Source organism: Streptomyces sp. NPDC102467, from assembly GCF_044765445.1.
GTDB lineage: Bacteria > Actinomycetota > Actinomycetes > Streptomycetales > Streptomycetaceae > Streptomyces.
This window is the reverse complement of the sequence record NZ_JBIWKA010000007.1, coordinates 334,619-361,223: the sequence shown is the minus strand read 5'-3', so window position 1 is coordinate 361,223 and position 26,605 is coordinate 334,619. Positions and strand designations below refer to the sequence as shown.

26 protein-coding genes are annotated in these 26,605 nt (G+C 69.8%); 10 read left to right on the top strand and 16 right to left on the bottom strand.

Annotated features, from left to right (window positions below; translation table 11 throughout):
* Positions 1–14: 14 nt before the first annotated feature.
* The 6 genes from ACIREE_RS16995 to ACIREE_RS16970 are packed head-to-tail and all read right to left on the bottom strand — an operon-like array spanning position 15 to position 5,830.
* A complete protein-coding gene (locus tag ACIREE_RS16995; RefSeq protein WP_404151976.1) occupies positions 15–1,283 on the bottom strand; it encodes a cysteine desulfurase in 1,269 nt (422 codons plus the stop codon).
* Entirely contained in the window at positions 1,280–2,044 is a 765-nt protein-coding gene (gene sufC, locus ACIREE_RS16990) for a Fe-S cluster assembly ATPase SufC (RefSeq protein ID WP_363194106.1), read from the bottom strand. The genes ACIREE_RS16995 and sufC overlap by 4 nt, the downstream gene beginning before the upstream one ends.
* 8 nt (positions 2,045–2,052) lie before the next feature.
* Positions 2,053–2,394 (bottom strand): bifunctional 3-phenylpropionate/cinnamic acid dioxygenase ferredoxin subunit, encoded by a 342-nt coding sequence (locus ACIREE_RS16985; RefSeq protein ID WP_404151972.1) that lies wholly within the window; start codon positions 2,392–2,394, stop codon positions 2,053–2,055.
* Positions 2,394–3,575, bottom strand: a complete 1,182-nt coding sequence (sufD, locus tag ACIREE_RS16980) for a Fe-S cluster assembly protein SufD (RefSeq protein ID WP_404151969.1) — start codon at positions 3,573–3,575, stop codon at positions 2,394–2,396. The genes ACIREE_RS16985 and sufD overlap by 1 nt, the downstream gene beginning before the upstream one ends.
* Before the next feature lie 57 nt (positions 3,576–3,632).
* The gene (gene sufB / locus ACIREE_RS16975; RefSeq protein WP_404151966.1) at positions 3,633–5,057 is read right to left on the bottom strand and encodes a Fe-S cluster assembly protein SufB; all 1,425 of its coding nucleotides are present in this window, start codon (positions 5,055–5,057) and stop codon (positions 3,633–3,635) included.
* Complete coding sequence (locus ACIREE_RS16970) at positions 5,054–5,830, bottom strand: helix-turn-helix transcriptional regulator (protein WP_404151963.1); 777 nt, start codon at positions 5,828–5,830, stop codon at positions 5,054–5,056. Before ACIREE_RS16970 ends, sufB begins: the two co-directional genes overlap by 4 nt.
* A 195-nt stretch (positions 5,831–6,025) precedes the next feature.
* Here ACIREE_RS16970 and ACIREE_RS16965 point away from each other — a divergent pair, with 195 nt between their 5' ends.
* The 4 genes from ACIREE_RS16965 (at position 6,026) to ACIREE_RS16950 (ending at position 9,806) form a co-directional block, all read left to right on the top strand.
* Positions 6,026–6,814, top strand: coding sequence for an aminoglycoside N(3)-acetyltransferase (locus ACIREE_RS16965; protein ID WP_404151960.1), 789 nt, complete (start codon positions 6,026–6,028; stop codon positions 6,812–6,814).
* A 101-nt stretch (positions 6,815–6,915) separates the two neighbouring features.
* A complete protein-coding gene (locus tag ACIREE_RS16960) occupies positions 6,916–7,839 on the top strand; it encodes an ABC transporter ATP-binding protein (RefSeq protein WP_404151957.1) in 924 nt (307 codons plus the stop codon).
* An 86-nt stretch (positions 7,840–7,925) separates the two neighbouring features.
* Positions 7,926–8,723 carry an ABC transporter permease gene (locus ACIREE_RS16955; RefSeq protein ID WP_404151955.1) on the top strand — a complete coding sequence of 266 codons (798 nt, stop codon included), beginning with the start codon at positions 7,926–7,928 and terminating at the stop codon, positions 8,721–8,723.
* Positions 8,724–8,798: 75 nt separating this feature from the next.
* On the top strand, positions 8,799–9,806 hold the full coding sequence (locus ACIREE_RS16950; protein ID WP_404151953.1) for a heme A synthase: 1,008 nt from the start codon (positions 8,799–8,801) through the stop codon (positions 9,804–9,806).
* A 25-nt stretch (positions 9,807–9,831) separates the two neighbouring features.
* Here the strand turns inward: ACIREE_RS16950 and ACIREE_RS16945 are convergent, their stop codons facing one another.
* From ACIREE_RS16945 to ACIREE_RS16935, 3 genes are all read right to left on the bottom strand, one after another.
* Positions 9,832–10,947 (bottom strand): amidohydrolase family protein, encoded by a 1,116-nt coding sequence (locus ACIREE_RS16945; protein WP_404151950.1) that lies wholly within the window; start codon positions 10,945–10,947, stop codon positions 9,832–9,834.
* A gap of 112 nt (positions 10,948–11,059) precedes the next feature.
* A complete protein-coding gene (locus ACIREE_RS16940) occupies positions 11,060–11,395 on the bottom strand; it encodes a hypothetical protein (protein ID WP_404151947.1) in 336 nt (111 codons plus the stop codon).
* A gap of 240 nt (positions 11,396–11,635) precedes the next feature.
* Positions 11,636–12,493, bottom strand: a complete 858-nt coding sequence (locus tag ACIREE_RS16935) for a heme o synthase (protein WP_404152327.1) — start codon at positions 12,491–12,493, stop codon at positions 11,636–11,638.
* 461 nt (positions 12,494–12,954) lie between these two features.
* Here ACIREE_RS16935 and tkt point away from each other — a divergent pair, with 461 nt between their 5' ends.
* The 5 genes from tkt to pgl are packed head-to-tail and all read left to right on the top strand — an operon-like array spanning position 12,955 to position 19,587.
* Positions 12,955–15,042 (top strand): transketolase, encoded by a 2,088-nt coding sequence (tkt, locus tag ACIREE_RS16930; RefSeq protein ID WP_404151944.1) that lies wholly within the window; start codon positions 12,955–12,957, stop codon positions 15,040–15,042.
* 34 nt (positions 15,043–15,076) lie between these two features.
* Positions 15,077–16,195: a transaldolase gene (tal, locus tag ACIREE_RS16925; protein ID WP_404151942.1), complete on the top strand. Its 1,119-nt coding sequence runs from the start codon at positions 15,077–15,079 to the stop codon at positions 16,193–16,195.
* Positions 16,196–16,199: 4 nt separating this feature from the next.
* Complete coding sequence (zwf, locus tag ACIREE_RS16920; protein ID WP_404151940.1) at positions 16,200–17,729, top strand: glucose-6-phosphate dehydrogenase; 1,530 nt, start codon at positions 16,200–16,202, stop codon at positions 17,727–17,729.
* The gene (gene opcA / locus ACIREE_RS16915) at positions 17,726–18,811 is read left to right on the top strand and encodes a glucose-6-phosphate dehydrogenase assembly protein OpcA (RefSeq protein ID WP_404151937.1); all 1,086 of its coding nucleotides are present in this window, start codon (positions 17,726–17,728) and stop codon (positions 18,809–18,811) included. The genes zwf and opcA overlap by 4 nt, the downstream gene beginning before the upstream one ends.
* The gene (gene pgl, locus ACIREE_RS16910; protein ID WP_404151934.1) at positions 18,808–19,587 is read left to right on the top strand and encodes a 6-phosphogluconolactonase; all 780 of its coding nucleotides are present in this window, start codon (positions 18,808–18,810) and stop codon (positions 19,585–19,587) included. The genes opcA and pgl overlap by 4 nt, the downstream gene beginning before the upstream one ends.
* A 77-nt stretch (positions 19,588–19,664) precedes the next feature.
* Here the strand turns inward: pgl and ACIREE_RS16905 are convergent, their stop codons facing one another.
* The 4 genes from ACIREE_RS16905 to ACIREE_RS16890 all read right to left on the bottom strand — a co-directional run bounded on the left by ACIREE_RS16905 (position 19,665) and on the right by ACIREE_RS16890 (position 23,885).
* Complete coding sequence (locus ACIREE_RS16905) at positions 19,665–20,135, bottom strand: DUF2087 domain-containing protein (RefSeq protein WP_404151932.1); 471 nt, start codon at positions 20,133–20,135, stop codon at positions 19,665–19,667.
* 92 nt (positions 20,136–20,227) lie between these two features.
* On the bottom strand, positions 20,228–21,901 hold the full coding sequence (gene pgi, locus ACIREE_RS16900) for a glucose-6-phosphate isomerase (RefSeq protein ID WP_404151929.1): 1,674 nt from the start codon (positions 21,899–21,901) through the stop codon (positions 20,228–20,230).
* Positions 21,902–22,042: 141 nt separating this feature from the next.
* Positions 22,043–22,807, bottom strand: a complete 765-nt coding sequence (locus tag ACIREE_RS16895) for a sugar isomerase domain-containing protein (RefSeq protein ID WP_404151926.1) — start codon at positions 22,805–22,807, stop codon at positions 22,043–22,045.
* 76 nt (positions 22,808–22,883) lie between these two features.
* Complete coding sequence (locus ACIREE_RS16890) at positions 22,884–23,885, bottom strand: BadF/BadG/BcrA/BcrD ATPase family protein (RefSeq protein WP_404151924.1); 1,002 nt, start codon at positions 23,883–23,885, stop codon at positions 22,884–22,886.
* A gap of 69 nt (positions 23,886–23,954) precedes the next feature.
* On the opposite strand from ACIREE_RS16890, the gene ACIREE_RS16885 reads away from it, so the two are divergent.
* On the top strand, positions 23,955–24,824 hold the full coding sequence (locus ACIREE_RS16885) for a MurR/RpiR family transcriptional regulator (protein ID WP_404151922.1): 870 nt from the start codon (positions 23,955–23,957) through the stop codon (positions 24,822–24,824).
* A gap of 60 nt (positions 24,825–24,884) precedes the next feature.
* Here ACIREE_RS16885 and ACIREE_RS16880 read toward each other — a convergent pair whose 3' ends face one another.
* From ACIREE_RS16880 to tpiA, 3 genes are all read right to left on the bottom strand, one after another.
* Positions 24,885–25,220 (bottom strand): RNA polymerase-binding protein RbpA, encoded by a 336-nt coding sequence (locus ACIREE_RS16880; RefSeq protein ID WP_003976875.1) that lies wholly within the window; start codon positions 25,218–25,220, stop codon positions 24,885–24,887.
* A gap of 231 nt (positions 25,221–25,451) precedes the next feature.
* The gene (secG, locus tag ACIREE_RS16875) at positions 25,452–25,682 is read right to left on the bottom strand and encodes a preprotein translocase subunit SecG (protein WP_324766249.1); all 231 of its coding nucleotides are present in this window, start codon (positions 25,680–25,682) and stop codon (positions 25,452–25,454) included.
* A 130-nt stretch (positions 25,683–25,812) separates the two neighbouring features.
* Complete coding sequence (gene tpiA / locus ACIREE_RS16870; RefSeq protein WP_404151919.1) at positions 25,813–26,601, bottom strand: triose-phosphate isomerase; 789 nt, start codon at positions 26,599–26,601, stop codon at positions 25,813–25,815.
* Positions 26,602–26,605 lie beyond the last annotated feature (4 nt).

Sequence of the window (26,605 nt, the reverse complement as noted above, 5' to 3'; positions counted from 1 at the left end):
ACCCGTCCTGCCCGCTACCCGAAGAAGTTCCGTACGTGCTCCAGGCCGTCGACCAGAGCGTCGATCTCGCCGGGCGTGGAGTACAGATAGAACGACGCTCGCGTGGTCGCAGGAATTCCGTACCGCAGGCAGACCGGCCGAGCGCAGTGGTGTCCGACCCGGACCGCGATGCCCTCTTCGTCGAGCACCTGGCCCACGTCGTGGGGGTGGATGTCGCCGAGTGTGAAGGAGATCGCGGCGCCTCGGTCCTCGGCCGTGGTCGGGCCGATGATCTTGAGGTCCGGGACTTCGTGGAACCGCTTCACGGCATATTCGGTGAGCGCCTGCTCGTGCCGCAGGACGTTCTCCATGCCGATGGCGCTCAGGTAGTCGATCGCCGCCCCGAGGCCGATGGCCTGCGAGATCGGCGGCGTACCCGCCTCGAACTTGTGCGGCGCCGGAGCGTACGTCGACGAGTGCATCGACACGGTCTCGATCATCTCGCCGCCGCCGAGGAACGGCGGCAGGTCCTCCAGGAGCTCCTGGCGTCCCCACAGCACGCCGATGCCCGTCGGGCCGCACATCTTGTGGCCGGTGAAGGCCACGAAGTCGGCCTGCAGCGCCTGCACGTCGAGCGGCATGTGCGGCGCGGCCTGCGAGGCGTCGATGAGGACGAGCGCGCCCACCTCCTGGGCGCGGCGCACGATGGCCTCGACCGGGTTGTGGGTACCGAGGATGTTCGACACGAGGACGAACGAGACGATCTTCGTCTTCTCGGTGATGACCTCGTTGATGTTGCTCAGGTCGAGGCGGCCGTCGTCGGTCAGGCCGAACCACTTCAGCTTCGCGCCGGTGCGCTGCGAGAGCAGCTGCCACGGAACGATGTTGGAGTGGTGCTCCATCTCCGTGATGACGATCTCGGTCTCGTGATCGACCTTGTACGGCTCGTCGGCCCAGCCCAGCATGTTGGCGACCAGGTTGAGCGACTCCGAGGCGTTCTTCGTGAAGATGACCTCGTCGCGGCTCGGCGCGTTGATGAACGCGGCGACCTTGTCGCGCGCGCCCTCGTAGAGCGCCGTGGCCTCCTCGGCGAGGACGTGCACGCCACGGTGGACGTTGGCGTTGTGCTGCTCGTAGTACTCGTTGAGCACGTCGAGCACCTGGCGCGGCGTCTGCGAGGTCGCCGCGTTGTCCAGGTACACGAGCTTCTTGCCGTCGTGGATCGTGCGATCCAGGATCGGGAAGTCCTTGCGGATCGCCTCGGTGTCGAGGAGGCCGGTAAGCCCCTGGTGGGCCACTGTCACGCGGATACGCCACCCTTCGTGTACTTCTCGTAGCCCTCGGCCTCGAGGGTGTCGGCCAGCTCGGGGCCGCCGGACTCGACGATCCTGCCCGCCGAGAAGACGTGCACGAAGTCCGGCTTGATGTAGCGCAGGATGCGCGTGTAGTGCGTGATCAGCAGGGTGCCGACCTCACCGGTCTCACGGACGCGGTTGACACCGTCCGAGACCTGGCGGAGGGCGTCGACGTCGAGACCGGAGTCGGTCTCGTCGAGGATCGCGATCTTCGGCTTGAGGAGCTCCATCTGGAGGATCTCGTGGCGCTTCTTCTCACCGCCGGAGAAGCCCTCGTTCACGTTGCGCTCGGCGAAGGCCGGGTCCATCTGGAGCGTCTCCATCGCGGACTTGACCTCCTTCACCCAGGTACGCAGCTTGGGCGCCTCGCCGCGGATCGCGGTGGCCGAGGAGCGGAGGAAGTTGGACACCGAGACGCCGGGGACCTCGACCGGGTACTGCATGGCCAGGAACATGCCGGCGCGGGCGCGCTCGTCGACGGACATCTCGAGGACGTCCTCGCCGTCGAGGGTGACGGTGCCCTGCGTGATCGTGTACTTGGGGTGACCCGCGATGGAGTAGGCGAGGGTCGACTTGCCGGAGCCGTTCGGGCCCATGATGGCGTGCGTCTCGCCCTGCTTCACGGTGAGGTCGACACCCTTGAGGATCTCCTTCGTGGCGTTGTCGGCCTCGACGGTGACGTGCAGGTCTCGGATTTCAAGCGTTGCCATGGGTTGCCTCAGGACTCCTGGGTGAGGGGGGCGCGTACGTCGACGAAGACGCTGCCCCCTTCGATGTGTACGGGGTATACGGGGACCGGACGCGTCGCGGGAAGGCCGGACGGCTTGCCGGTGCGGAGGTCGAAGGCGGAGCCGTGCAGCCAGCACTCGATCTGACAGTCCTCCACCTCGCCCTCGGAGAGCGACACGTTCGCGTGGCTGCAGATGTCGTTGATCGCGAACACCTCGCCCTCGGTACGGACGACCGAGACCGGCGTGCCGTCGAGTTCCACCCGCTTGGGGGTGTCCTCCTCCAGCTCGCTCAGCCCGCAGGCGCGCACGAACGTTGCAGGGTCAGTCATCAGACCGACGCCTCCAGCTCGGTCGCGATCTTGGCGAGCAGGCGCTCCTCGATGTCCGGGACACCGATCTGCTGGACCAGCTCGGCGAAGAAGCCGCGCACGACGAGGCGGCGCGCCTCGTCGGCGGGGATGCCGCGGGCCATCAGGTAGAAGAGCTGCTCGTCGTCGAAGCGGCCGGTGGCGGAGGCGTGACCGGCGCCGACGATCTCGCCGGTCTCGATCTCCAGGTTCGGCACCGAGTCGACACGGGCACCGTCGGTCAGAACCAGGTTCCGGTTCATCTCGTACGTGTCCGTGCCTTCGGCGGCGGCCTCGATGAGGACGTCACCGATCCACACGGCGTGCGCGCCGTCGCCCTGGAGCGCGCCCTTGTAGACGACGTTCGACTTGCAGTGCGGCATGTTGTGGTCGACCAGGAGGCGGTGCTCCTGGTGCTGGCCCGCGTCGGTGAAGTACAGGCCGAACAGCTCGGCCTCGCCGCCGGTGGCGGCGTACGTGACGCGCGGGTTCAGCCGGACGACGTCACCGCCGAAGGTGACGACGACGGACTTGAACGAGGCGTCGCGGCCCACCAGCGCGTTGTGCTGCGCCACGTGGACGGCCTTGTCGTCCCAGTCCTGGACGGAGACGACGGTCAGCTTGGCACCGTCCCCGAGCAGGTAGTCGACGTTGGCGGCGAGCACCGCGTCACCGGTGTGGTCGAGGATGACCACGGCCTCGGCGAACGCGCCCAGCTCGATGACCTGGTGCCCGTAGGCCACGCCGCCCTCGCCGTGCACCCGGATCCGGATCGGCTCGGTGAGCACCGTCTCCTTGGGCACGGAGACGACGGACGCCTGCTCGAACGACGAGTACGCCTGTGCGGCGACGCGGTCGACGGGCTTGCCGGCCTTGCCGATCCGCGCGTCGTCCCGGCCGACGGCCGCGACGGAGACGCCGGCCGGCGCCTCCACGTCGACCTTGACGCCGGTGCCGGTGGCGGTGGCGGTGCCGTCGTGCAGCCCGCGCAGCCGCTCCAGCGGCGTGAACCGCCACTCCTCCTCGCGGCCGTGCGGGACCGGGAAGGCCTCGACGTCGTAGGAGGGGGGCGCGCTCATGCGCGTGGCGACGGTCGACTCGGCGGCCACCGCGATCGTTCCGGCGGTCGTGGAGCCCACCGGGATGTTCTGAGCCTCAGCCATGGCTGTCGTAGCGCTCGCTTTCTTACGTAAGTGGCTTGATGGAGGGGGCGGAGGGGCTCAGCCCACCGAGCCTTCCATCTGCAGCTCGATCAGCCGGTTGAGCTCGAGCGCGTACTCCATGGGCAGCTCCTTGGCGATCGGCTCGACGAAGCCGCGCACGATCATCGCCATGGCCTCGAACTCGCTCAGGCCGCGGCTCATCAGGTAGAAGAGCTGGTCCTCGGAGACCTTGGAGACGGTCGCCTCGTGGCCCATGGAGACGTCGTCCTCGCGGACGTCGACGTACGGGTACGTGTCGGAGCGGGAGATGGTGTCGACGAGCAGCGCGTCGCACAGCACGTTCGACTTCGATCCGGCGGCGCCCTCACCGATCTCGACGAGACCGCGATAGGACGTACGGCCGCCACCACGTGCCACGGACTTCGACACGATGTTGGACGACGTGTTCGGCGCCATGTGGACCATCTTGGAGCCGGCGTCCTGGTGCTGGCCCTCGCCCGCGAAGGCGATGGACAGGGTCTCGCCCTTGGCGTGCTCGCCCATCAGGTAGACCGCCGGGTACTTCATGGTGACCTTGGAACCGATGTTGCCGTCGATCCACTCCATGGTCGCGCCCTCGTACGCCACGGCGCGCTTGGTGACCAGGTTGTAGACGTTGTTCGACCAGTTCTGGATGGTCGTGTAACGGCAGCGGGCGCCCTTCTTGACGATGATCTCGACGACCGCGCTGTGCAGGGAGTCGCTCTTGTAGATCGGCGCGGTGCAGCCCTCGACGTAGTGGACGTAGGCGTCCTCGTCGACGATGATCAGCGTCCGCTCGAACTGGCCCATGTTCTCCGTGTTGATACGGAAGTAGGCCTGGAGCGGGATCTCGACGTGCACACCCTTCGGCACGTAGATGAAGGAGCCACCCGACCACACGGCGGTGTTCAGCGCGGCGAACTTGTTGTCGCCGGCCGGGATGACGGTCCCGAAGTACTCCTTGAAGAGCTCCGGGTGCTCCTTCAGAGCGGTGTCGGTGTCGAGGAAGATGACGCCCTGCTCCTCCAGGTCCTCGCGGATCTGGTGGTAGACGACCTCAGACTCGTACTGGGCCGCGACACCGGCGACGAGACGCTGCTTCTCCGCCTCGGGGATGCCGAGCCTGTCGTACGTGTTCTTGATGTCCTCGGGCAGGTCCTCCCAGGACTCCGCCTGCTTCTCCGTGGAGCGCACGAAGTACTTGATGTTGTCGAAGTCGATCCCGGAGAGGTCCGAGCCCCAGTTCGGCATGGGCTTCTTGCCGAAGAGCTTGAGGCCCTTGAGGCGGAGCTTGGTCATCCACTCCGGCTCGGACTTCTTGGAGGAGATGTCCTTGACGACGTCCTCGTTGATACCGCGCTTGGCAGAGGCACCGGCCTTGTCAGAGTCTGCCCAGCCGTATTCGTACTTGCCCAGGCCCTCGAGCTCGGGGTGGGCAGTCTCCTCGATGGGGAGAGTCATGCGGGGTTCCTCCCGGCGGTGCGTGCAGATGCGTTGGTAACGGTCTTCGGGGTGTTCTTCGGCGCGCTCTTGGGGATGAACGTCGTGCAGACGCCGTCGCCATGAGCGATCGTGGCCAGCCGCTGCACGTGCGTGCCGAGGAGCTGCGAGAACATCTCCGTCTCGGCCTCGCACAGCTGCGGGAACTGCTCGGCGACGTGGGCGACCGGGCAGTGGTGCTGGCAGAGCTGCTCGCCCTGCTGCGGGATGGGCGCGCTGCGCGCCGTAGCAGCGTACCCGTCCGCGCTCAGCGCTTTGGCCAGGGCTTCGGTCCGCCCGCCGGCCGGTGCGCCCTCCACCGCCGCGCGGTAGGCCTCGGCCTGCGCGGCGAGCCGGGCGCGGGCGAAGGCGACGACCGCCTCGTCCCCGCCAGGCTGCTTCTGGATCCAGCGGATCGCGTCCGCGGCCAGCTTGTCGTAGGACTGGTCGAAGGCGTCACGGCCGCAGTCGGTCAGCGCGAACACCTTGGCGGGACGGCCGCGCGTACGCGCTCCGTAGACCCGCTGCTCGCGCGCCACGACCACGTCATCGGCCACGAGGGCGTCGAGGTGGCGGCGGACCGCGGCCTGGGTGAGGCCGAGGCGCTGCGCCAGATCGGCGACCGTGGACGGGCCGTGGTCCAGGATGGAACGCGCGACCCGGTTGCGCGTCGAGCGGTCCGAGCGCAGCCCTGTCGCGAGCTCTTCCTGAGGGGCCCCCATGGGTGCCTCCTGAGCCTCGCCGACGTTTTTCACAACGCCATTGTTGCGTAATTCCTCAGACCCTGACAAGCGGACGGATGATCGACCCCCGGTGCCGTACATCACTTAGGTGAACCTAAGTAGGCATACGGCGTGACCTGCGGAAACGATCTCTGATCGATCAGGGTGCCCTTACCGCGGACCGTAAATACGTGGCGCCCGAACAGCTCCGCCGGGACACTGCCGACCATGCCCGCACCCCTTCCGACCGGCCCACTCGTCACCCGCGCCTCGCTCGCGTGGGACCTTCGCGCACTCGGTGTCAAGACCGGCGAGACCCTGCTCGTGCACTCCTCGCTCAGCAGCCTCGGCTGGGTCAACGGCGGGCAGGTCGCCGTCGTCCAGGCCCTCCTCGACGCGCTCGGCGAAAACGGCACATTGGTGGTGCCCGCGGAGTCCGGGGACCTCTCCGATCCCGCGATGTGGAGCGACCCTCCGGTGCCGGAGGAGTGGTGGGAGACGGTCCGGGCGACCATGCCCGTCTACGACCCGCCGACCACGCCCACCCGCTCCGTAGGGGTGATTCCCGAGGCCGTACGCACCTGGCCCGGCGCCCTGCGCAGCGCGCATCCCCAGACATCGTTCGCCGCGCTGGGCCCGCGCGCCGCGGAGATCGTCGAGGGCCACGCCGCGGACTGCCGGCTCGGCGAGCGCAGCCCGCTGGGCCGTCTGGAGGAACGGGGCGCGCGCGTGCTGATGCTCGGCACCGGCTACGGCGCGTGCACCGGCTTCCATCTGGCCGAGTACCGCGTCCCGCACCGCATGGAGGACGCGGGGCGGCCGGGCCCCGCCGGCTGGGAGCACGTCACCGAGGTGGCGATCAGCGCCGACCGCTTCGACGAGCTCGGCGCGGCCTTCGAACGGGACATCCCCGTCGTGCTCGGCCGGGTCGGCGCCGCGCAGACCCGCCTGTTCCCGCTGTCGGACGCGGTGGCGTACGCGGAGAAATGGCTACCCGTGCACCGCCCGCGCCTTTAGGGCCGCGCTGAGCCCGGTCACCCCGGTCACCCCGGTCACCCCGGTCACCCCGGCCGACCCGGCCGCCCGGGGCTCGCGGTCCGTCCCTAGACTTGCTCACCATGCGAAGCGAGCCCGTCGTCCGGATCACGAGTCTGGTGAAGCGGTACGGAAACAAGACCGCGGTCGACGGCCTCGACCTGGAGACCGGCCCCGGCATCACGGCCGTCCTCGGCCCGAACGGTGCGGGCAAGACCACCACGATCGAGACCTGCGAGGGCTATCGCAGGCCGGACTCCGGCACCGTCCGTGTCCTCGGCCTCGACCCGGTCAAACAGGCCGCCGAGCTGCGCCCCCGGATCGGCGTGATGCTGCAGTCCGGCGGCGTCTACTCGGGCGCCCGCGCCGACGAGATGCTGCGCCACATCGCGAAGCTGCACGCCCACCCGCTCGACGTGGACGCCCTCATCGAGCGCCTGGGGCTCGGCAGTTGCGGCCGCACCACGTACCGGCGCCTGTCCGGCGGTCAGCAGCAGCGCCTCGCCCTCGCGATGGCCGTGGTCGGCCGGCCCGAACTGGTCTTCCTCGACGAGCCGACCGCGGGCCTCGACCCGCAGGCCCGCCGCGCCACCTGGGAACTGGTCGGGGACCTGCGCGCCGACGGCGTCTCCGTCATCCTCACCACGCACTACATGGACGAGGCCGAGCAACTCGCCGACGGCGTCGCGATCGTCGACGCCGGCCGGGTCATCGCCCAGGGCTCCCCCGAGCAGCTGTGCCGCGGCGGCGCCGAGAACACGCTGCGCTTCACCGGCCGCCCGGGACTCGACGTGGCCTCGCTGCTCAAGGCCCTGCCCACCGACTCCGCGGCCGCCGAACTCACCCCGGGTTCCTACCGCGTGTCCGGCAAGATCGACCCCCAGCTCCTCGCGACGGTCACCTCCTGGTGCGCCCAGCACGGGGTGATGCCGGACAAGATCTCCGTCGAGCGGCACACCCTCGAAGACGTCTTCCTCGAACTGACCGGCAAGGAGCTGCGCGGATGAGCACGGATCCGACCTCACCGGCCGGGGGTCCGGGGGTTGCCCCCGGGAAGACACAGCCTCGAACTGACCGGCAAGGAGCTGCGCGGATGAGCACGACCGATCCGACCGCCGCGCGGACGGGCGCCGGTACGTACGCCCCCCGCCCCGGAGCGGCACCGCTGCCCCGCATGATCGCCACGCAGGCCGCGCTCGAGACGAAGATGCTGCTCCGCAACGGCGAACAGCTCCTTCTCACGGTCGTCATCCCCACCCTCCTGCTGGTCCTGTTCTCCGCGGTCGACATCGTCGACACCGGCTCCGGGAAAGCGGTCGACTTCCTGACGCCGGGCATCCTCGCGCTCGCCGTGATGTCGACGGCCTTCACCGGCCAGGCCATCGCGACGGGCTTCGAGCGCCGCTACGGCGTCCTCAAGCGGCTCGGCGCCTCACCGCTCCCCCGCTGGGCCCTGATGGCCGCCAAGACCCTCTCGGTCCTGGTCACCGAGATCCTTCAGGTCATCCTCCTCACCGCCATCGCGCTCGCCCTGGGCTGGTCCCCGCACGGCAACCCCTTCGCCGTGTTCCTCCTCCTGGTCCTCGGCACCGCTGCCTTCTCCGGTCTCGGTCTGCTCATGGCCGGCACGCTCAAGGCGGAGGCGACGCTCGCCGCGGCCAACCTGGTCTTCCTGCTCCTTCTGGTCGGCGGCGGCGTCATCGTGCCGCTCGACAAGTTCCCCGACGCCGCCCAGTCGGTACTCGGCCTGCTGCCCATCTCCGCGCTCTCCGACGGCCTGCGCGACGTCCTCCAGCACGGCGCCGCGATGCCCTGGGGCGACCTGGGCATCCTCGCCGTCTGGGCGGTCGTGGGGCTTGGCGCTGCGGGGCGCTTCTTCCGCTGGGAGTGAGAGGTCGCGTAACGGACGTCACAGATGGCCCACTTACGTCCCCCTCGTGAAGGCGTGCACAAGCGGCCCCCTACGATGGGGCCCGTGCCCAACGTGACCCGCGCCGACGCCGTCCAGGCGATCCGTAATCCGCTCGCCTTCATCGCCGAGCGCTGGACTCCCACGCAGCGGACCGTCCAGCGAGCGGCCCTCTCCGCCGTCGTCATGACGGTGGTCATCGTCGTGACCGGCGGCGCGGTGCGTCTGACCGGGTCGGGCCTCGGCTGCCCGACCTGGCCCAAGTGCACCGACCAGTCGCTGACCGCGACGAGCGAGATGGGCTTCCACGGAGCCATCGAGTTCGGCAACCGCATGCTTACGTACGTCCTGTGCGCCGCGGTCGGCTGGGCGATCATCGCGGCCCGCTCCCAGAAGCCGTGGCGGCGCTCGCTGACCCGGCTCGGCTGGACCCAGTTCTGGGTGGTCATGGGCAACGCGGTGCTCGGTGGCATCGTCGTCCTGGTCGGCCTCAACCCGTACACGGTCGCGGCCCACTTCATCCTCACCACCGCCCTGCTCACGATCGCCGTGCTGATGTGGCAGCGCACCCGCGAGGGGGACACGGAGCCGCGCCCGCTGGTCGGCGCGGCGATCAAGCAGCTCGTCTGGTTCCTGGTCGTGGCGTCGGCTCTGCTCATCGCGGTCGGCACGGTCGTGACCGGCGCGGGCCCGCATGCCGGTGACTCCAGCGACGTCCACCGGATGCCGCTGGACTGGGAGACGGTCGCCAAGGGACACGCGGTCCTGGCCTGGATCGTGGTGACGCTGACCTTCGCCCTCTGGTTCGTCCTGAAGGCCGTCGACGCCCCCAAGGGCCCGCTGCACCGCACGCGCGACCTGTTCCTGATCCTGCTCGCCCAAGGCGTCATCGGGTACGTCCAGTACTTCACGGACCTGCCCGAGATCCTGGTCGGCCTGCACATGCTCGGCTCTGCGCTGGTGTGGATCGGCGTCCTGCGCGTCGTCCTGTCGCTGCGTGAGCGCCCGCACGCGGCGGTGGGCCTCCCGGCTCAGGCGGACCCGGAACTCTCCACCGTCGTCTGACCCGCCTCGCCGTGACCGCCCTGCTTCACACCCTGACCTCGACCCCGTAGACCCGCTGGGCCGTTCCCGCGGCGATCATCGACGCCACCCGCTGCGCGTCCCCGAGGGACCACGCCCCTTCCGCGACCCAGCCCCCGAGCACCCGGCCCAGCGCGTCGCGGAACAACCGGGCGCCGACCACGTGCAGTTCCGGGATGCCGCGGGCCCCGCTGGAGAAGAGCAGCTTGCCGAACGGGGCCAGTTCGAGGATCTCCGCGAGGACCGCGGCGGCCCGGGCGCCGGTGCGGGCGAGGGCCGGGCCCAGATCGGCGTAGACATGAGGGAAGATCCCGGCCAGATGAGCGGCGTGCCGGTGGTACGGGTAGCCGTGCAGCAGGATCAGGTCGGTGCCGAGTCCGGCCGTGGCCCGCGCGAAGTCCGTCAGCAGCACCGGGTCCGTGCGGTCGATCCGCAGCCCCGGTTCGCCGAGCCCGGCGTGCAGTTGGAGCGGTCGGCCCGACGCCACCGCGATCCAGAGCAGATGGCGCAGCAGCACCGGATCCGTCAGGGGCCCGCCCACCGTACGCCCGGCGAGCCAACGGCCTGCCGCGCCCCGCACCTCTCCGGGACCCGGCGGCTGCGGCGCGAGGGCGAGTCCGTGCCGTACGCCCGCGACCGAGGTGAAGGCGACCGCGCCGGCGGCCGCGGCGTGCACCGATTCGGCGAGGTTCGCGAGGAAGGACTCGACGGTCCCGGATGTGTCGGCGACCTGCTCGGCGAGGAGTTCGAGGCGGACGATCTCGTGCGCGTCCGCCTCTCCCGCCCGGGCCATCTCGTCGGGCCCGGTCAGGTCACCGGGCAGCCCCGTGTCCACGAGGTACGTGGTGATGCCGCTGCCGCGCAGGAGCCGCCGGCCCGCTTCCATGACCCCGAGTTCACGGCGCCTGGCCAGGTAACGGGCGGGCGCGCAGTGGGGTTCCAGGCCGAGGAGCGGCGGACACCAGCGGCGTACCGCGAACCCGGTCTGGGTGTCGAAGAAGGTGGTGCCGGCGGCGGGCGGCCCCTCGCCGCGGCCGAGGTGGGCCTCGAACGTGCCGAGGCCCAGTTCCGTACGCAGCACCCCGTGGCAGTACTGATCCACCAGGGACGGCGTTTCGATCATCCGGGGCTCCCGTTGACGGACCTGCTCCTACTGTCCTAACGGGTGAACGGGCGCCGGGTGTTGCTCCACCGCGGCTCGTACACCTGCGCCCATGGCCACCGAATGCCCGCTGTCAGCCGCCGAGCTGGATGCCCGCCATGCGCTTCCACTCGTACGGGCCGGTCTCCACCTTCGCGGCGAAGTCGCCGTCGAAGTCCTCGTGGATCGTGATGCCGGCCTTCTCGACGGCCTTCTGCGCGACCTCGTACGTGGTGGCCACCAGGTCACCCCAGCCGCCGTCCTCGCCGACGAGGACGATGCGGGTGCCGCGCTCGCCGATGTACGCCAACTGCCCCTCGGCGCCGCCGTGCGCCTTGGCGAACGCGCCGATCTCCTTGGCCAGCCTGGCCGCCCGGCGCTCGTCCTTCGCCGCCCCGCGGGGCGCCTCAACCGCTTGAGTCTCTGCCATGGACAGGATGCTACCGACGAGTAGCGAAACAAGCGATGGGTGGGGGGGGGGGGGGGGGGGCCCCCCCCCCCCCCACCCCCCCCCCCCCCCCGGGGGGCCCCCCCGGGGGGGGGCCCCCCCCCCCCCCCCCACAAACCCACGGCCCCCCCCCCGCCCCCCCCCCCCCCCCCCCCGCGGGGGGGGGGGGGGGCGGCGGCCCCCCCCCCCCCCCCCCACCCATCGGAGACGCCCGCGGGGGCCTCAGCGCAGGAAGGGGTCCACCGCCACCGCTACGAAGAGCAGCGAGACATACGTGATGGACCAGTGGAACAGCCGCATCTCCTTGAGCTTCCCGCCCGTGATCTCGGCCTTGGCGCGGTTCTGCAGCCCGTGCGCCTCCCACAGCCAGAAGCCGCCCGACAGGAGCGCGACCGCCGTGTAGAACCAGCCGGTGTAGCCGAGCGGCGTCAGGAGCAGGGAGACCCCGACCATCAGCCAGCTGTAGACGACGATCTGCCGCGCGACCACCTTGTTGGAGGCCACGACCGGAAGCATCGGAACGCCCACGCGCGCGTAGTCGTCCTTCACCTTCATGGACAGCGGCCAGTAGTGCGGCGGCGTCCAGAAGAACATGACCAGGAACAGGATGACCGGCGCCCACGACATGGAGTCGGTGACCGACGACCAGCCGATCAGGACCGGCAGGCAGCCGGCGATGCCGCCCCACACGATGTTCTGCGACGTACGCCGCTTCAGGATCATCGTGTAGACGACCACATAGAAGAGCAGCGCGCCCAGCGACAGCCAGGCCGACAGCCAGTTGACCGCGAAGCCGAACAGCAGCGTGGAGATCACCGCGAGGGAGATGCCGAAGACCAGGCACTCCTTCGGGCTCACCATGCCGGTGACCAGCGGCCGCTGCGACGTGCGGTCCATGAGGGCGTCGATGTCGCGGTCGTACCACATGTTCAGCGCGTTGGCGCCGCCCGCGGAGAGGTAGCCGCCGAGGCAGGTGATCAGCACCAGCTTCAGGTTCGGCACGCCCTGCTCGGCGAGGAACATCACCGGAACGGTGGTGATGAGCAGAAGTTCGATGATCCGTGGCTTGGTCAGCGCCACGAATGCCTTGACGCGGGCCCCGAACGGCCGCTGGCCCCGGCTGCTGCTCGTGCTGCTCGTCCCGAGCGCTCCCGGTGGACGGGATTCGACGGCCGTCACGCACACCCCTGACAAAGACTCCAGCGAGCCCCAAGCAGTCCACTTGGATGTGAAGTACCGGTAAAGGCCCGCGCGTACCACGCCACTGTAGACGTTGCCTATACCTCGCCCTTCGTGGGGGTGGGGTCGTGTTGAGGGCCTCCTCCAGATGAGCTTTCACGCTCCCGGATGAGCCCCCGGATGAGCGGCTCCGTATTCACGTGAGGAACAGCGTCGATCCTTGTCAGGAGGCGGATCGAGCGGAGTCCCGGCAGTCTGGAATGACTCGAAAGAATGCTTGTTGCAGCAAGGGTAGGCTCGACAACGGCCGGTGAGACCGACATCACCGGTAATAGACATGTAGAGAGGAGCCCTGACTCAGGGTGAGCATCAAGCCGACCACCACTGACCTCGAGTGGACCGATGTGGACCAGCGGGCCGTTGACACCGCTCGCGTCCTGGCCGCCGACGCCGTACAGAAGGTCGGCAACGGCCATCCCGGTACGGCGATGAGCCTGGCCCCGGCCGCGTACACCCTCTTTCAGAAGGTGATGCGACACGACCCGGCGGACGCCGACTGGGTCGGCCGGGACCGGTTCGTCCTGTCCGCGGGCCACTCGTCCCTGACCCTCTACATCCAGCTCTACCTGGCCGGGTTCGGCCTGCAGCTGGACGACCTGAAGTCGTTCCGGACGTGGGGCTCCAAGACCCCCGGCCACCCGGAGTACGGCCACACCACCGGCGTCGAGACGACGACGGGCCCGCTGGGCCAGGGTGTCGCCAACGCGGTGGGCATGGCCATGGCCGCCCGCTACGAGCGTGGTCTGTTCGACCCGGAGGCCGCCGCGGGCACCTCCCCGTTCGACCACTTCATCTACGCGATCGCCGGCGACGGCTGCCTCCAGGAGGGCATCTCCTCCGAGGCGTCCTCGCTCGCGGGCCACCAGAAGCTCGGCAACCTGGTCCTGCTGTGGGACGACAACCACATCTCGATCGAGGGCGACACCGAGACCGCGGTCTCCGAGGACACCTGCAAGCGCTACGAGGCGTACGGCTGGCACGTCCAGCGTGTCGCCGCGAAGCCGGACGGCGACCTCGACCACGAGGCGATCTACAACGCCATCGAGGCGGCCAAGAAGGTCACGGACAAGCCGTCCTTCATCGCCATGCGCTCGATCATCGCCTGGCCCGCCCCGAACGCGCAGAACACCGAGGCCGCGCACGGCTCGGCGCTCGGCGACGACGAGGTGGCCGCCACCAAGCGCGTGCTGGGCTTCGACCCCGAGAAGACCTTCGAGGTCTCCGACGAGGTCATCGAGCACACCCGCAAGGCCCTCGACCGCGGCGCCCAGGCCAAGGCCGAGTGGGACAAGTCGTTCCAGGAGTGGCGCTCGGCCAACCCGGAGCGCGCAGCCGAGTTCGACCGCATCAACGCGGGCGAGCTGCCGGCCGGCTGGGAGGAGAAGCTCCCGGCGTTCGAGGTGGGCAAGGGCGTCGCGACCCGTGCCGCGTCCGGCAAGGTCCTCCAGGCGCTCGGCCCGGTCATCCCCGAGCTGTGGGGCGGCTCCGCCGACCTCGCGGGGTCGAACAACACGACGATCGACAAGACGTCGTCGTTCCTCCCCGTGGGCAACACGCTGCCGGAGGCCGACCCGTACGGCCGCACGATCCACTTCGGCATCCGTGAGCACTCCATGGCCGCGGAGATGAACGGCATCGCGCTGCACGGTCACACGCGCATCTACGGAGGCACGTTCCTGACGTTCTCCGACTACATGCGCAACGCCGTGCGCCTGTCGGCCCTGATGCACCTGCCGGTGACGTACGTGTGGACGCACGACTCCATCGGTCTCGGCGAGGACGGCCCGACGCACCAGCCGGTCGAGCACCTGGCCTCGCTGCGCGCCATTCCGGGACTCAACGTCGTCCGTCCCGCGGACGCCAACGAGACGGTCATCGCCTGGCGCGAGGTCCTGCGCCGCGGCAAGAAGGAGTACGGCAAGAGCGCGCCGCACGGTCTGGCCCTGACGCGTCAGGGTGTGCCGACCTACGAGGCCAACGAGGACACCGTCAAGGGCGGCTACGTGCTCGTCGAGGCCTCCAAGGAGACCCCGGACCTCATCCTGATCGCCACCGGCTCCGAGGTGCAGCTCGCCGTCGAGGCGCGCGAGACGCTGGAGACCGAGGGCGTCGCCACGCGTGTCGTGTCGATGCCGTGTGTCGAATGGTTCGAGGAGCAGGACCAGGGGTACCGGGAGAGCGTCCTGCCGCCTGCCGTCAAGGCGCGGGTCGCTGTCGAGGCCGGGATCGGTCTGACCTGGCACAAGTACGTCGGGGACGCCGGTCGCATCGTGTCGCTGGAGCACTACGGTGCTTCCGCGGACGCCAAGGTGCTCTTCAAGGAGTTCGGTTTCACCGCCGAGAACGTGGTCGCCAAGGCCCGGGAATCCCTCGCCGCGGTTCAGCGCTGACGCCCGTACACGACCTGTAGGAGATGCATTTTCCATGACAGACGCACTGAAGCGCCTCTCCGAGGAGGGCGTCGCGATCTGGCTGGACGACCTGTCGCGCAAGCGGATCACGTCCGGCAACCTCGCCGAACTGATCGACCAGCAGCACGTCGTGGGCGTCACCACCAACCCGTCGATCTTCCAGAAGGCGATCTCGGAGGGTGACGGCTACGACCAGCAGCTCGCCGACCTCGGCGCCCGCAAGGTCACCGTCGAAGAAGCCATCCGCATGATCACGACAGCGGACGTCCGCGACGCCGCCGACATCCTGCGCCCGGTCTTCGACGCGACCGGGGGCCAGGACGGCCGGGTGTCGATCGAGGTCGACCCGCGGCTCGCCCACAACACGCACTCCACGGTCGCCGAGGCCAAGCAGCTGGCGTGGCTGGTGGACCGGCCGAACACGCTCATCAAGATCCCGGCGACCAAGGCGGGCCTGCCCGCGATCACCGAGGTCATCGGCCGGGGCATCAGCGTCAACGTCACGCTGATCTTCTCGCTCGAGCGCTACCGCGAGGTCATGGACGCCTACCTCGCCGGTCTGGAGAAGGCCAAGGCCGCGGGCCTGGACCTGTCCAAGATCCACTCCGTCGCGTCCTTCTTCGTGTCCCGCGTGGACACCGAGATCGACAAGCGGATCGACGCCCTCGGCACGGACGAGGCCAAGGCGGCGCGCGGCAAGGCCGGCCTGGCCAACGCCCGGCTCGCGTACGAGGCGTTCGAAGAGGTGTTCAGCAGCGACCGCTGGGCCCCGCTCGACAAGGCGCAGGCCAACAAGCAGCGTCCGCTGTGGGCCTCGACCGGCGTCAAGGACAAGGCGTACAAGGACACCCTGTACGTCGACGAACTGGTCGCCCCTGGCACGGTGAACACCATGCCGGAGGCCACCTTGGAGGCGACGGCCGACCACGGCCAGATCACCGGCAACACGATCGCGGGCACGTACGACCAGGCCCGCAGGGAGATCGAGGCCGTCGAGAAGCTCGGCATCTCCTACGACGAGGTCGTGCAGCTCCTGGAGGACGAGGGCGTCGACAAGTTCGAGAAGTCCTGGACCGACCTGCTCAAGTCGACCGAGGCGGAGCTCAAGCGCCTCGCCCCTTCGGAGGGCTGAAACCTTGACCGCACACGGAGCCAACCCGCTCCGTGACGCCGCAGACCGACGGCTCCCGCGCATCGCGGGGCCGTCGGGTCTGGTGATCTTCGGCGTCACGGGCGATTTGTCACGTAAAAAGCTCATGCCTGCTGTGTACGACCTTGCCAACCGGGGCCTGCTCCCCCCGGGCTTCTCACTGATCGGGTTCGCCCGCCGCGACTGGGAGGACGAGGACTTCGCCCAGGTCGTGCACGACGCGGTCAAGCAGCACTCCCGGACGCCGTTCCGTGAAGAGGTCTGGCAGCAGCTCATCCAGGGGATGCGCTTCGTCCAGGGCAACTTCGACGACGACGACGCCTTCGAGACCTTGAAGGCGACGATCCAGGACCTGGACAAGTCGCAGGGCACGGGCGGGAACTTCGCGTTCTACCTCTCCGTACCCCCGAAGTTCTTCCCCTTGGTCGTGAAGCAGCTGAAGGAGCACGGCCTGGCGGACGCGCCCGAGGGCTCGTGGCGGCGTGCCGTCATCGAGAAGCCCTTCGGTCACGACCTCGCGTCGGCCAAGGACCTGAACGCGATCGTGCACGAGGTGTTCGACCCGGACCAGGTGTTCCGGATCGACCACTACCTCGGCAAGGAGACCGTCCAGAACATTCTGGCGCTCCGTTTCGCCAACCAGATGTTCGAGCCGATCTGGAACCGGTCGTACGTCGACCACATCCAGATCACGATGGCCGAGGACATCGGCATCGGCGGCCGCGCCGGCTACTACGACGGCATCGGCGCAGCCCGCGACGTCATCCAGAACCACCTCCTTCAGTTGATGGCGCTGACCGCGATGGAGGAGCCCGCCTCCTTCGACGCGGACGCGCTCGTCGCCGAGAAGGCCAAGGTGCTCGGCGCCATCAGGCTGCCGAAGGACCTCGGCAAGGACACGGTGCGCGGCCAGTACGCGGCCGGGTGGCAGGGCGGCGAGAAGGCCGTGGGGTACCTCCAGGAAGACGGCATCGACCCGAAGTCGAAGACCGACACGTACGCGGCCGTCAAGCTGGAGGTGGACAACCGCCGTTGGGCGGGGGTGCCCTTCTACCTGCGGACCGGCAAGCGACTCGGCCGTCGCGTCACCGAGATCGCCGTCGTCTTCCAGCGCGCCCCGCACTCCCCCTTCGACCACACGGCGACGGAGGAGCTGGGCCAGAACGCGATCGTGATCCGCGTCCAGCCGGACGAGGGCATCACGGTCCGCTTCGGCTCGAAGGTGCCGGGCACGTCGATGGAGATCCGGGACGTCTCGATGGACTTCGCCTACGGCGAGTCCTTCACCGAGTCGAGCCCGGAGGCGTACGAGCGGCTGATCCTGGACGTGCTGCTCGGCGACTCCAACCTCTTCCCGCGCACGGAGGAGGTCGAGCTGTCCTGGAAGATCCTCGACCCGATCGAGAACTACTGGGACAAGCACGGCAAGCCCGCGCAGTACCCGTCCGGCACGTGGGGGCCCGCCGAGGCGGACGAAATGCTCGCACGAGACGGACGGAGCTGGCGCCGGCCATGAAGATCGACCTTACGGACACCACCTCCAGCAAGATCAACAAGGCACTGGTGAAGGGCCGCCGCGCTGTCGGCACCCCTGCCGTCGGCATGGTGCTGACCCTCGTCATCGTCACCGACGAGGAGAACGCCTACGACGCCTTGAAGGCGGCCAACGACGCGTCGCGCGAACACCCCTCGCGCACGCTCGTCGTCATCAAGCGCGCCGCCCGCTCCCCGCGTGACCGCACGAAGTCGCGGCTCGACGCCGAGGTGCGGGTCGGCGTCGAGGCGGGCACCGGCGAGACGGTCGTGCTCCGCCTCTACGGCGAGGTCATCAACCACGCCCAGTCGGTCGTCCTGCCGCTGCTGCTCCCGGACGCCCCGACGGTCGTGTGGTGGCCCGTGGACGCCCCGCTGGACCCCGCGCAGGACCCGCTGGGCGCACTCGCCCAGCGCCGCGTCACGGACACGTACGCGGCCGAGCAGCCGATCCACGAGCTGGAGGCCCGCGCGGCGTCCTACTCGCCCGGCGACACGGACCTGTCCTGGACCCGGATCACGCCGTGGCGCTCCATGCTGGCCGCCGCCCTCGACCAGGTGACGTGCGCCGTCACGTCGGCCGAGGTCGAGGGCGAGGAGTTCAACCCGAGCTGCGAGCTGCTGGCGATGTGGCTCGCGGACCGGCTCGACGTGCCCGTGCGGCGCTCGCTCTCGCCGGGTCCCGGCCTGACCGGTGTCCGCCTGGACTCCACCTGCGGCCCGATCGTCCTCGACCGGGCCGACGGCATCCTGGCCACGCTCTCCATCGAGGGCCAGCCGGACCGTGCGGTCGCGCTCAAGCGTCGTGAGACGTCCGAGCTGATCGCCGAGGAGCTGCGGCGCCTCGACCCGGACGACACGTATGCGGCCTCGCTGCGGTTCGGCGTGGACCGGCTGCACGAGCCCGCCGAGCAGTTGACGGAGCCTTCCGAGGCACCGGCGAAACCGGCTTCCGCACCGGCAGCGAAGGCTTCCCCGGCGGCGAAGCAGGCCACGGCCAAGAAGGCGCCTGCCAAGAAGGCGCCTGCGAAGAAGGCTCCGGCCAAGAAGGCGGCGGCGAAGTGAGCACGGCACCGCAACTCGTCGTCCATCGCGACAAGGAGCTGATGGCGCAGGCCGCCGCGGCCCGGCTGATCACCAAGATCGTCGACGCCCAGGCCGCCCGCGGTTACGCCTCCGTCGTCCTCACCGGCGGCCGCAACGGGAACGGCCTGCTGGCCGCGCTCGCGGCGGCGCCCGCCCGGGACGCGATCGACTGGAGCCGCCTCGACCTGTGGTGGGGCGACGAGCGGTTCCTGCCGGACGGCGACCCCGAGCGCAACTACACACAGGCCAAGGAGGCACTGCTCGACTCGGTGCCGCTCAACCCCGACCGCGTGCACCCCATGCCCGCGTCGGACGGCCCCTACGAGCCGGACGCCGCGGCCGAGGTGTACGCGGCCGAACTCGCCACGGCCGCGGGGCCGGAGGACCACGGCCCCGTGCCGACCTTCGACGTCCTGATGCTCGGCGTCGGTCCGGACACGCACGTCGCGTCGCTCTTCCCCGAGCTGCCCGCGGTCCGCGAGACGGAGCGCACCGTGGTCGGTGTGCGGGGCGCCCCCAAGCCGCCGCCCACCCGCATCACGCTCACGCTCCCGGCGATCCGGGCCGCGCGCGAGGTATGGCTGCTCGCCGCGGGCGAGGACAAGGCGAAGGCGGCCGCGATCGCCCTGTCCGGCGCGGGCGAGATCCAGGCGCCCGCGGCGGGCGCGTACGGCCGCTCGCGCACTCTGTGGCTGCTGGACACGGCCGCGGCGTCGCAGTTGCCGCCGGAGCTGTACCCGCCGGCTGTCGCGTAACGGCGCCCTACGTCCCTACGTAAAGCCCTGTACGTGAGCAGCATGCGTAAGGCCCCGCATCCTTAGGATGCGGGGCCTTACGCATGCTGCGGGACCCGGTAGTCGGATCCGTCCTTCTCCCGTACGAGCAGGCCGTCGATGACGCAGTAGCGGCGCAGGGCGGCGGTGTCGTCGTGGACGGTGCGCAGCGCCGCGTTGATCTCCCGCTCGCTGTACGTGCGGTCGGCGTCGAAGAGGGTGTCCGTGAGATGGACGAGGAGTTCATGGCGCACGGTGGGCCGGACCGGGATCGCGGTCAGCCGGCCGCGGGCGAAGAAGCCGGTGAGGTGGCGCGGAACTCCCGTGCTGGGCTCGGGCGTCCGGGCGCGGCGGAACACCTCGGGCCCGGCGCGCAGCGACCCGTCGTCGAGCCGCTCGACGAGTCCGGCGGAGATGAGTCTGCCCAGGTGCTTGCGCGCCGCTGGGGAGTCGGCCTCGCGCGGTGGCAGCTCGTCGAGCACTATGCGCGCGTAAAGCCTGAGTCGTTCGGGGTCTGCGAGGGCCGACATGAGCTGATCCACAGAGGTGCCTCCCGGCTGGGTCACGGACGGGCAGTCTCACCCGCCGGGCGGCGCCCCCGCATCCGATTAAGGACCTTGCCCTAACCCGAGCGTCCGCGCAGCGCGCGGTACTTGGCGACGAGCGCCTTGGTCGATTCGTCGAGTCCCGGCACCTCCACGCCCTCCGTCAGGGCCGGTTCGACGCGCTTGGCGAGGACCTTGCCCAGCTCGACGCCCCACTGGTCGAAGGAGTCGATGTTCCAGACGGCACCCTGCACGAACACCTTGTGCTCGTAGAGGGCGACCAACTGGCCGAGCACGGACGGCGTCAGGGACTTCGTGAGGATCGTCGTCGTGGGGTGGTTGCCCTTGAACGTCTTGTGCGGCACCAGTTCCTCGGGCACGCCCTCCGCGCGCACCTCGTCCGGTGTCTTGCCGAACGCCAGCGCCTGGGTCTGCGCGAAGAAGTTGGCCATCAGCAGGTCGTGCTGGGGGACGAGGCCCGGCTCCAGGTCCGCGACGGGTTCGGCGAAGCCGATGAAGTCCGCCGGGATCAGCTTCGTACCCTGGTGAATGAGTTGGTAGTAGGCGTGCTGACCGTTCGTGCCGGGGGTGCCCCAGACCACCGGGCCGGTCTGCCAGCCGACCTCCTCGCCGTTTCGTTGCACATACTTGCCGTTCGACTCCATGTCGAGCTGCTGCAAGTAGGCGGTGAACTTCGACAAGTAGTGGCTGTACGGCAGCACGGCGTGCGACTGGGCGTCGTGGAAGTTGCCGTACCAGATGCCCAACAGACCCATCAGGAGCGGCACGTTCGACTCGGCGGGCGCGGTGCGGAAGTGCTCGTCGACGAGGTGGAAGCCGTCGAGCATCTCGCGGAAGGCGTCGGGCCCGATCGCGATCATCAGGGAGAGGCCGATGGCGGAGTCATACGAGTAACGTCCGCCGACCCAGTCCCAGAACTCGAACATGTTGGCCGTGTCGATGCCGAAGTCCGACACCTTCTCGGTGTTGGTCGACAGCGCCACGAAGTGCTTGGCGACGGCTTCGTGACCTGCCCTCAGCCCGGTCAGCAGCCAGTCGCGCGCGGACGTCGCGTTGGTGATCGTCTCGATCGTGGTGAAGGTCTTCGAGGCGATCACGAACAGCGTCTCGGCCGGGTCGAGGTCCCGTACGGCTTCGTGCAGGTCGGCCCCGTCGACGTTCGAGACGAAGCGGACCGTGAGGTCGCGGTCGGTGAAGGAACGCAGCACCTCGTACGCCATCGCGGGGCCGAGGTCGGAGCCGCCGATGCCGATGTTGACGACGTTCTTGATGCGCTTGCCGGTGTGGCCCGTCCACTCGCCGGAACGGACCCGGTCGGCGAACGCGGCCATCTTGTCGAGCACCGCGTGCACACCCGGCACCACATTCTCGCCGTCGACCTCGATCACCGCGTCGCGCGGGGCACGCAGCGCCGTGTGCAGCACGGCCCGGTCCTCGGTCGTGTTGATCTTCTCGCCACGGAACATGGCGTCCCGCAGACCGAAGACGTCGGTCGCGGCGGCCAGCTCGCGCAGCAGACGCAGCGTCTCGTCCGTGACCAGGTGCTTGGAGTAGTCGATGTGCAGATCGCCGACGTCGAGCACCAGGCCCGAGCCGCGCGCCGGGTCCGCGGCGAACAGCTCGCGCAGCTGCACGTCGCCCAGTTGCTCCCGGTGCTTGGCCAGCGCCTGCCACTCGGCCGTCTGGGTGAGCCGCGCGCGGCCCTCTGCGCCTGCTTCGAACGCGTTCATCTCGGACTTCAGCTGCCTCTCGTACGTGCGTACGTGCCTTGCCCCGCTGCTCCGACCAACCTAATCGATCAGCGGCCGGTATGAGCGGTCTGTCCGAAGCGTGCGCGGCCGTGCGGGCGGTCAGGCCTCAAAGACAGGCTCTCAGTGGCCGCCGCGGTGCAGGCGTCCCGCGTAGTGGTCCTCCAGGCGGCCGTTGCGCTCGAAGCCGCCGGGCAGGTTGGCGGAGACGTAGACCGGGGGTTCATGGCCCTCGGCGACCAGCCGGGCCACGGCCTCTGCCACGACCATCTGCACGAGCAGCGCCGAGGTGATGGTGGAGACGCCGCAGAGCCTGCCTCCGTCGGGCAGCGGCAGGATCGCGTCACCGGTGGGCGCGCAGTTGTCCAGGACGACATCGGCGAGGTCGGCGAGGCGGCTGCCGCTCGCGTGCAGGGCCGGGACGGAGCGCGTGTGCTCCAGGGAGGTGAGGGCGATCAGTGGGTGGCCCTTCTCCTTGACCAGCAGGGCCATGTCGACGATGGAGTTGTTGACGCCCGAGTTCGAGATGATCACGAACAGGTCCTGCGGGCGCGGGGTGCTCAGTTCGTACAGGCGGGCGGCGAGGCCGGGGCGCCGCTCCAGCAGGGGGTCGGCGAGCACCGAGCGGTCCTCGCCGCCGCGCAGCACGAGGTCGTGCAGCGCGACGTGGGTGGTGGGGATGAGGCCGCCCGCGCGTCCCGAGATCTCCAGCGCGGTGGCCTGCGAGTGGCCGGTGCCGAAGGCGTGCACCACGCCGTCGGCGGCGACGCGGTCCGCGATGAGCCCGGCCGCCGCGGCGACGCCCTCCTTGTTCGTCGTGACGGCGCGCTCGACGTGCTCGCGCACCTGGTCCGCCAACTCGTCCGCGCCGAGCCGCTGTTCGGTCATGACCTTGACCACCTTCGGTTCATTGATTCAATTTATGTACTGCTCGCTGAGAGATTGAACCAAGCCGATGGCACCGTCAAGACCTCCCCGACGTTTCGGCGATCAACAGTCGGGCCAGCTCCACCGCGCCACCGACGCCGTCCGGCACGGACGTGCACCGCAGACCCATCGGCTCCACAGCCACGCGCAGCCGCTCCCCCAACGGACCTCCGGGGCCGAGGAGCCCGCCCGTGACGACCAGCGACTCGCCGGGGGCGGGGTCCAACGCCTGGACGGTGTCGGCCAGTTGGTCGGCCGCCTCGGTGAGCAGGGAGCGCGCCCACCTGTCCCCGCGCTCCGCCGCCGTCACCACCAGCGGACTCAACTCGGCCAGGACCACCGGGCGTTGCGCGTACGCCCAGACCGCGATCACCTGCTTGAGCCGATGCCGCCCGCCCCAGTCGAGCGCGGGGTCGGCGCGCCCCGGCACCACCCGGTCCAGCACGAGCGTCACCAGCGGCCCCCACTCCGCCCGGCCGTCCACCGCCCGCAGCGCGCCGCGCAATGCCTGCCGCCCGAGCCAGAAGCCGCTGCCGGTGTCGCCGAGCAGCCAGCCGTCCCCGTCCACGACGCGCACCGTGCGCCGCCCGGCCACCCGGGCCGCGGCCGCGCCGGTCCCCGCGATCAGCACGAGCCCGTCGGCCGGGGCGCCGGGGCCCGAGGCGCAGGCCACCTCCACGTCGCCGTACACGCGCAGCGCCGCGCCGTCGGCGCCCAGGCGGGCCAGCGCCTCGGCCAGACACTCCTCGGCGACGCCGCGTCCGCGCTCCGAGCCGCCGGCCTCCCCCGCCCCGGCGAACCCGCCGACGACCCCGGCCACCGCGCCGCGCAGCGCGCCGGGCACGGCATCCGTCAGCGCCTGCTCCAAGTGCCGGACCAGCGCGGGGCGTTCGACGCTCAGCGCGTTGCCCGGACCGCCGTGCCCGACGCCCACGACCCGGCCGCCCGCGTCGACGCACCGTGCCCGCACCCGGGTGCCTCCGGCGTCGATACCGACGGCGAGCGGAGCGGCGTACTGATCGATGGATTCAGAGAGCACACCGCATGATGATTGATAGATTCAGCAACCGACAAGACCAGCCACCACCACCGGCGCCGGGAGACACTCATGATCACAGCCCGGATCCGCTCCGAACTGCCCACCCTCAGCGGCTCGTTGCGCAAGGTCGGCGTCTACGTACTGGCCGACCCCGCCGCGGTCGCGGAGACCTCGGCGGCCGACCTGGGGCGCCGTACCGGCACCTCCCAGGCCACCGTCACCCGGTTCTGCCAAGCGCTCGGCCTGGAGACCTATCAGCGGCTGCTGCTCGAACTCGCCAAGGAGCAGGGCGAGGACGACCGCGGCGACCCAGAGCGCCCCCTGGGTCCCGACATCGGACCGGACGACGACCTGGAACACCTGATCTCCGTCGTCGCCCACGCGGATCTCCAGGCGCTGCGCAGCACCCGCGACCAACTGGACCGCACCGCCATCGAAGCGGCAGCCCAGGCACTCGCCAGGGCCCGCCGCATCGACGTCTACGGGGTGGGCGGCTCGGGCATCCTGGCGCGCGAGACGGAGGCGCGTCTGTTCGGCATCGGGATGCCGGCCCGCGGCTGGACGGAGGTGCACGCCGCGGAGACCTCGGCGGCTCTGCTGACGCCGGCGGACGCGGCCGTGGCGCTCTCCCACTCGGGCCGCACCCGAGAGGTCCTGGGCCCGCTGCGGCTCGCCGCGGAGCGCGGCGCCACGACGGTCGCGGTCACCGGCGACCCGCGCTCGCCCGTGGCCCAGGCGGCCGCGGTGCACCTGACCTGGACGGCCGCGGAGACCAGCTTCAGGCGCGGGAGTTTCGGCGCCCGCCACTCGGCACTGCTGATCCTCGACTGCCTCTACGCGCGCGTGGCGCAGCTGACCTACGAGCGGGCGACCGCGTCGATCGCGCTCACGGCACACATCTCCGAGGAACACGCGGCCCGGCCACGCCGCCGTTCGTGATCATCGCGGCGGAACAGAACCGGCCGGGTGCCCTTGGGGCGCCCGGCCGGTTCTCGACTCTCAGATCTCGCCCCGCAGTTTCGCGAGCGCCTCGGCCAGGATCGCCTCGCCGTCCGCGTCGCTGCGCCGCTCCCGCACGTACGCGAGGTGCGTCTTGTACGGCTCCGTTCGCGGCGGGTCCGGCGGATTGTCCCGGTCCTGCCCGGCAGGGAAGCCGCAGCGCGGACAGTCCCAGGTCTCCGGCACCTGCGCGTCGGAGGCGAAGCTCGGCTGCGTCTCGTGCCCGTTCGAGCACCAGAAGGAGATGCGCAGGCGCGGCGCGGACTCGCCACGCTCGGCCTCGCCCATCGGCCCCGCCCCGACCCGACTTCCTCGGATCGCGTTGCCACTTGCCACGGTCGTAACTCCCTGCGTGATGGTGCCGCGAAGCGTGTCGGCGTCCCGCTTCGCCGCGGAGCGCATCAGTCTACGTAAGGCCCAACGCGCGTCCAGTGGTTGGAGTTACCTGCCCTCCCCTAGACGCAAGCCCCATGATAGGCGGCGCTGTTGGGCGCGTACCGGACATGGGGCCTTACGTGAGCTCTGTGCAGTTGTGACGGGTCGGACCGAAGGCTCGGCGTAGGAAGGTCAGTTGTTGATCTTCATCAAAATGCCGAGCACCACGATGCACGCGAACCAGAGCAGACCGAGCACGATCGTGATCCGGTCCAGGTTCCGCTCGGCGACCGATGAGCCACCGACGGAGGACTGCATGCCGCCACCGAACATGTCGGAGAGGCCGCCACCCTTTCCCTTGTGCATGAGCACAAGGAGCATCAGCAGCAGGCTGAAGACGATCAGGGCGATCGAGAACCCCATAACCACGGCTGGACCAACTTCCTCGGACTGATTCGGACGACGGGGCCGAGGCTCGTAAGAACAGCCTCGGCCCCGTCAGGGTACGTCGTATCGCCGCTAGCGCATACTCACAGGTCGCGCCACTCGGGAATCACTGCTCGTGGAAGCGGACGATCTTGACGAACTCGTCGGTGTCCAGGGAGGCACCACCGATCAGGGCGCCGTCGATGTCCGGCTTGCCCATGATCTCCGCTACGTTGCCGGACTTCACGGAACCGCCGTACTGGATGCGGACCTTGTCGGCCACGTCCTGCGAGTACAGCTCGGCGAGCTTGCCGCGGATCGCCGCGCAGACCTCCTGCGCGTCGTCGGCGCCGCACACCTTGCCGGTACCGATGGCCCACACCGGCTCGTACGCGATGACGATGGTCTCGGCCTGCTCGGCGGGCAGGTCCTTGAGGCCGCCCTCGACCTGCGCGAGCGTGTGGGAGACGTGGTTGCCCGCCTCGCGCACGTCCAGCTCCTCGCCGACGCACAGGATCGGGGTCAGGCCGTGCTTGTAGGCGGCCTTCACCTTGGCGTTGACAAGTTCGTCGCTCTCATTGTGGTACTGCCGCCGCTCGGAGTGGCCGATCGCGACGAACGTGCACTTGAGCTTGGCGAGCATCGGGCCCGAGATCTCACCGGTGTACGCACCGGAGTCGTGCGCCGAGACGTCCTGGGCGCCGTACTTGATCTTGAGCTTGTCGCCGTCGACCAGCGTCTGCACGGAGCGCAGGTCGGTGAAGGGCGGCAGGACGGCGACCTCGACGGCCTCGTAGTCCTTGTCGGCGAGGGCGAAGGCGAGCTTCTGGACGTGCGCGATGGCCTCGAGGTGGTTGAGGTTCATCTTCCAGTTGCCGGCCATCAACGGCGTGCGGCCCTGTACGGGAGCGGTCATGCGG